The sequence below is a fragment of the Escherichia sp. AM3 genome, from assembly GCF_032029835.1.
In the GTDB taxonomy this organism is placed as follows: Bacteria; Pseudomonadota; Gammaproteobacteria; order Enterobacterales; family Enterobacteriaceae; genus Escherichia; species Escherichia coli.
The window spans coordinates 1-5905 of record NZ_JAVUPQ010000112.1 but is presented as its reverse complement, the minus strand read 5'-3'; the positions used below and the strand labels follow the sequence as shown (position 1 = coordinate 5905).

The window sequence follows — 5905 nt, the reverse complement described above, 5'->3', positions numbered from 1 at the left end:
AACTTTGTTTTAGGGCGACTGCCCTGCTGCGTAACATCGTTGCTGCTCCATAACATCAAACATCGACCCACGGCGTAACGCGCTTGCTGCTTGGATGCCCGAGGCATAGACTGTACAAAAAAACAGTCATAACAAGCCATGAAAACCGCCACTGCGCCGTTACCACCGCTGCGTTCGGTCAAGGTTCTGGACCAGTTGCGTGAGCGCATACGCTACTTGCATTACAGTTTACGAACCGAACAGGCTTATGTCCACTGGGTTCGTGCCTTCATCCGTTTCCACGGTGTGCGTCACCCGGCAACCTTGGGCAGCAGCGAAGTCGAGGCATTTCTGTCCTGGCTGGCGAACGAGCGCAAGGTTTCGGTCTCCACGCATCGTCAGGCATTGGCGGCCTTGCTGTTCTTCTACGGCAAGGTGCTGTGCACGGATCTGCCCTGGCTTCAGGAGATCGGAAGACCTCGGCCGTCGCGGCGCTTGCCGGTGGTGCTGACCCCGGATGAAGTGGTTCGCATCCTCGGTTTTCTGGAAGGCGAGCATCGTTTGTTCGCCCAGCTTCTGTATGGAACGGGCATGCGGATCAGTGAGGGTTTGCAACTGCGGGTCAAGGATCTGGATTTCGATCACGGCACGATCATCGTGCGGGAGGGCAAGGGCTCCAAGGATCGGGCCTTGATGTTACCCGAGAGCTTGGCACCCAGCCTGCGCGAGCAGCTGTCGCGTGCACGGGCATGGTGGCTGAAGGACCAGGCCGAGGGCCGCAGCGGCGTTGCGCTTCCCGACGCCCTTGAGCGGAAGTATCCGCGCGCCGGGCATTCCTGGCCGTGGTTCTGGGTTTTTGCGCAGCACACGCATTCGACCGATCCACGGAGCGGTGTCGTGCGTCGCCATCACATGTATGACCAGACCTTTCAGCGCGCCTTCAAACGTGCCGTAGAACAAGCAGGCATCACGAAGCCCGCCACACCGCACACCCTCCGCCACTCGTTCGCGACGGCCTTGCTCCGCAGCGGTTACGACATTCGAACCGTGCAGGATCTGCTCGGCCATTCCGACGTCTCTACGACGATGATTTACACGCATGTGCTGAAAGTTGGCGGTGCCGGAGTGCGCTCACCGCTTGATGCGCTGCCGCCCCTCACTAGTGAGAGGTAGGGCAGCGCAAGTCAATCCTGGCGGATTCACTACCCCTGCGCGAAGGCCATCGGTGCCGCATCGAACGGCCGGTTGCGGAAAGTCCTCCCTGCGTCCGCTGATGGCCGGCAGCAGCCCGTCGTTGCCTGATGGATCCAACCCCTCCGCTGCTATAGTGCAGTCGGCTTCTGACGTTCAGTGCAGCCGTCTTCTGAAAACGACAATGGAGGTGGTAGCCGAGGGTGTGGAAACACCCGACTGCCTTGCGTGGTTGCGGCAGGCGGGTTGCGACACGGTGCAGGGTTTCCTGTTCGCCAGGCCGATGCCGGCGGCGGCCTTCGTCGGCTTCGTCAACCAATGGAGGAACACCACCATGAACGCCAATGAACCGAGCACCAGTTGCTGCGTGTGCTGCAAGGAAATCCCGCTCGATGCCGCCTTCACGCCGGAAGGGGCCGAGTACGTGGAGCATTTCTGCGGGCTGGAGTGCTATCAGCGCTTCCAGGCGCGGGCCAGCACTGCGACCGAAACCAGCGTCAAACCGGACGCTTGTGATTCGCCGCCGTCAGGTTGAGGCATACCCTAACCTGATGTCAGATGCCATGTGTAAATTGCGTCAGGATAGGATTGAATTTTGAATTTATTGACATATCTCGTTGAAGGTCATAGAGTCTTCCCTGACATTTTGCAGGGAATTCCATGACTGGACAGCGCATTGGGTATATCAGGGTCAGCACCTTCGACCAGAACCCGGAACGGCAACTGGAAGGCGTCAAGGTTGATCGCGCTTTTAGCGACAAGGCATCCGGCAAGGATGTCAAGCGTCCGCAACTGGAAGCGCTGATAAGCTTCGCCCGCACCGGCGACACCGTGGTGGTGCATAGCATGGATCGCCTGGCGCGCAATCTCGATGATTTGCGCCGGATCGTGCAAACGCTGACACAACGCGGCGTGCATATCGAATTCGTCAAGGAACACCTCAGTTTTACTGGCGAAGACTCTCCGATGGCGAACCTGATGCTCTCGGTGATGGGCGCGTTCGCCGAGTTCGAGCGCGCCCTGATCCGCGAGCGTCAGCGCGAGGGTATTGCGCTCGCCAAGCAACGCGGGGCTTACCGTGGCAGGAAGAAATCCCTGTCGTCTGAGCGTATTGCCGAACTGCGCCAACGTGTCGAGGCTGGCGAGCAAAAGACCAAGCTTGCTCGTGAATTCGGAATCAGTCGCGAAACCCTGTATCAATACTTGAGAACGGATCAGTAAATATGCCACGTCGTTCCATCCTGTCCGCCGCCGAGCGGGAAAGCCTGCTGGCGTTGCCGGACTCCAAGGACGACCTGATCCGACATTACACATTCAACGATACCGACCTCTCGATCATCCGACAGCGGCGCGGGCCAGCCAATCGGCTGGGCTTCGCGGTGCAGCTCTGTTACCTGCGCTTTCCCGGCGTCATCCTGGGCGTCGATGAACTACCGTTCCCGCCCTTGTTGAAGCTGGTCGCCGACCAGCTCAAGGTCGGCGTCGAAAGCTGGAACGAGTACGGCCAGCGGGAGCAGACCCGGCGCGAGCACCTGAGCGAGCTGCAAACCGTGTTCGGTTTCCGGCCCTTCACCATGAGCCATTACCGGCAGGCCGTCCAGATGCTGACCGAGCTGGCGATGCAAACCGACAAAGGCATCGTGCTGGCCAGCGCCTTGATCGGGCACCTGCGGCGGCAGTCGGTCATTCTGCCCGCCCTCAACGCCGTCGAGCGGGCGAGTGCCGAGGCGATCACCCGTGCTAACCGGCGCATCTACGACGCCTTGGCCGAACCACTGGCGGACGCGCATCGCCGCCGCCTCGACGATCTGCTCAAGCGCCGGGACAACGGCAAGACGACCTGGTTGGCTTGGTTGCGCCAGTCTCCGGCCAAGCCAAATTCGCGGCATATGCTGGAACACATCGAACGCCTCAAGGCATGGCAGGCACTCGATCTGCCTACCGGCATCGAGCGGCTGGTTCACCAGAACCGCCTGCTCAAGATTGCCCGCGAGGGCGGCCAGATGACACCCGCCGACCTGGCCAAATTCGAGCCGCAACGGCGCTACGCCACTCTCGTGGCGCTGGCCACCGAGGGCATGGCCACCGTCACCGACGAAATCATCGACCTGCACGACCGCATCCTGGGTAAGCTGTTTAACGCTGCCAAGAATAAGCATCAGCAGCAGTTCCAGGCGTCAGGCAAGGCCATCAACGCCAAGGTACGTCTGTACGGGCGCATCGGTCAGGCGCTGATCGACGCCAAGCAATCAGGCCGCGATGCGTTTGCCGCCATCGAGGCCGTCATGTCCTGGGATTCCTTTGCCGAGAGCGTCACCGAGGCGCAGAAGCTCGCGCAACCCGATGACTTCGATTTCCTGCATCGCATCGGCGAGAGCTACGCCACCCTGCGCCGCTATGCACCGGAATTCCTTGCCGTGCTCAAGCTGCGGGCCGCGCCCGCCGCCAAAAACGTGCTTGATGCCATTGAGGTGCTGCGCGGCATGAACACCGACAACGCCCGCAAGCTGCCAGCCGATGCACCGACCGGCTTCATCAAGCCGCGCTGGCAGAAACTGGTGATGACCGACGCCGGCATCGACCGGCGCTACTACGAACTGTGCGCGCTGTCCGAGTTGAAGAACTCCCTGCGCTCGGGCGACATCTGGGTGCAGGGTTCACGCCAGTTCAAGGACTTCGAGGACTACCTGGTACCGCCCGAGAAGTTCACCAGCCTCAAGCAGTCCAGCGAATTGCCGCTGGCCGTGGCCACCGACTGCGAACAATATCTGCATGAGCGGCTGACGCTGCTGGAAGCACAACTTGCCACCGTCAACCGCATGGCGGCAGCCAACGACCTGCCGGATGCCATCATCACCGAGTCGGGCTTGAAGATCACGCCGCTGGATGCGGCGGTGCCCGACACCGCGCAGGCGCTGATAGACCAGACAGCCATGGTCCTGCCGCACGTCAAGATCACCGAACTGCTGCTCGAAGTCGATGAGTGGACGGGCTTCACCCGGCACTTCACGCACTTGAAATCGGGCGATCTGGCCAAGGACAAGAACCTGTTGTTGACCACGATCCTGGCCGACGCGATCAACCTGGGCCTGACCAAGATGGCCGAGTCCTGCCCCGGCACGACCTACGCGAAGCTCGCTTGGCTGCAAGCCTGGCATACCCGCGACGAAACGTACTCGACAGCGTTGGCTGAACTGGTCAACGCTCAGTTTCGGCATCCCTTTGCCGGGCACTGGGGCGATGGCACCACATCATCATCGGACGGACAGAATTTCCGAACCGCTAGCAAGGCAAAGAGCACGGGGCACATCAACCCAAAATATGGCAGCAGCCCAGGACGGACTTTCTACACCCACATCTCCGACCAATACGCGCCATTCCACACCAAGGTGGTCAATGTCGGCCTGCGCGACTCAACCTACGTGCTCGACGGCCTGCTGTACCACGAATCCGACCTGCGGATCGAGGAGCACTACACCGACACGGCGGGCTTCACCGATCACGTCTTCGCCCTGATGCACCTCTTGGGCTTCCGCTTCGCGCCGCGCATCCGCGACCTGGGCGACACCAAGCTCTACATCCCGAAGGGCGATGCCGCCTATGACGCGCTCAAGCCGATGATCGGCGGCACGCTCAACATCAAGCACGTCCGCGCCCATTGGGACGAAATCCTGCGGCTGGCCACCTCGATCAAGCAGGGCACGGTGACGGCCTCGCTGATGCTCAGGAAACTCGGCAGCTACCCGCGCCAGAACGGCTTGGCCGTCGCGCTGCGCGAGTTGGGCCGCATCGAGCGCACGCTGTTCATCCTCGACTGGCTGCAAAGCGTCGAGCTACGCCGCCGCGTGCATGCCGGGCTGAACAAGGGCGAGGCGCGCAATGCGCTGGCCCGTGCCGTGTTCTTCAACCGCCTTGGTGAAATCCGTGACCGCAGTTTCGAGCAGCAGCGCTACCGGGCCAGCGGCCTCAACCTGGTGACGGCGGCCATCGTGCTGTGGAACACGGTCTACCTGGAGCGTGCGGCGCATGCGTTGCGCGGCAATGGTCATGCCGTCGATGACTCGCTATTGCAGTACCTGTCGCCACTCGGCTGGGAGCACATCAACCTGACCGGTGATTACCTATGGCGCAGCAGCGCCAAGATCGGCGCGGGGAAGTTCAGGCCGCTACGGCCTCTGCAACCGGCTTAGCGTGCTTTATTTTCCGTTTTCTGAGACGACCCCTATTATGGCGAAGGTATCATTCAGGAAGCGTTGATGAAGGATTATCTCTGTAAAAAGTTATTCAACCGGCTTTCCGGTACCCTGGTGATCAGAGCGCGCTGCGGCAATAACATTACTGGCCTGGCATGTTGCAATATTCTTTATCCCTCGCCCCGATACAGCGGTCAGCTGCATATTAAAGAGCTGTATGTTTCTCAGTGCGATCGAAATAAGGGCACGGGTAAAGCGATAATGCGCTTTATAGCCCGGCTTGCGCTTGAACAGGAATGCCTTAGCCTTAGCTGGAACGCTGAAAAATCCAACCCCGGCGCTAACCGTTTTTATCAGGCTCTGGGAGGCAGAATAAATGATCATATCGTCAATTATTACCTCCACGGGGAGAGCCTGAGCAAACTGGCCTCAGGCATTTGAGAAGCACACGGTCACACTGCTTCCGGTAGTCAATAAACCGGTAAACCAGCAATAGACATAAGCGGCTATTTAACGACCCTGCCCTGAACCGACGACCGGGT

The 5905-nt window shown here is 60.3% G+C and carries 4 protein-coding genes and 1 pseudogene; all 5 read left to right on the top strand.

The window, feature by feature from the left end; all coding sequences use genetic code 11:
- The first annotated feature begins 138 nt into the window (after window positions 1–138).
- The 5 genes and pseudogenes from intI1 (at window position 139) to RTW80_RS22000 (ending at window position 5804) form a co-directional block, all read left to right on the top strand.
- Complete coding sequence (gene intI1 / locus RTW80_RS22025; protein ID WP_000845048.1) at window positions 139–1152, top strand: class 1 integron integrase IntI1; 1014 nt, start codon at window positions 139–141, stop codon at window positions 1150–1152.
- A 202-nt stretch (window positions 1153–1354) separates the two neighbouring features.
- Window positions 1355–1705 (top strand): annotated as a pseudogene (locus RTW80_RS31635) (DUF3330 domain-containing protein); the annotation flags it as partial.
- Window positions 1706–1830: 125 nt separating this feature from the next.
- Complete coding sequence (locus RTW80_RS22010) at window positions 1831–2391, top strand: recombinase family protein (protein WP_000147567.1); 561 nt, start codon at window positions 1831–1833, stop codon at window positions 2389–2391.
- A gap of 2 nt (window positions 2392–2393) precedes the next feature.
- The gene (locus tag RTW80_RS22005) at window positions 2394–5360 is read left to right on the top strand and encodes a Tn3-like element TnAs3 family transposase (RefSeq protein ID WP_001138064.1); all 2967 of its coding nucleotides are present in this window, start codon (window positions 2394–2396) and stop codon (window positions 5358–5360) included.
- 66 nt (window positions 5361–5426) lie between these two features.
- Window positions 5427–5804: a GNAT family N-acetyltransferase gene (locus RTW80_RS22000; protein WP_000656305.1), complete on the top strand. Its 378-nt coding sequence runs from the start codon at window positions 5427–5429 to the stop codon at window positions 5802–5804.
- Window positions 5805–5905: the final 101 nt, after the last annotated feature.

Bases quoted from the DNA above. Each gene is read 5' to 3' on its own strand.
- RTW80_RS22005 (WP_001138064.1), top strand. From the start codon at position 2,394: ATGCCACGTCGTTCCATCCTGTCCGCCGCCGAGCGGGAAAGCCTGCTG.
- intI1 (WP_000845048.1), top strand. From the start codon at position 139: ATGAAAACCGCCACTGCGCCGTTACCACCGCTGCGTTCGGTCAAGGTT.
- RTW80_RS22000 (WP_000656305.1), top strand. From the start codon at position 5,427: ATGAAGGATTATCTCTGTAAAAAGTTATTCAACCGGCTTTCCGGTACC.
- RTW80_RS22010 (WP_000147567.1), top strand. From the start codon at position 1,831: ATGACTGGACAGCGCATTGGGTATATCAGGGTCAGCACCTTCGACCAG.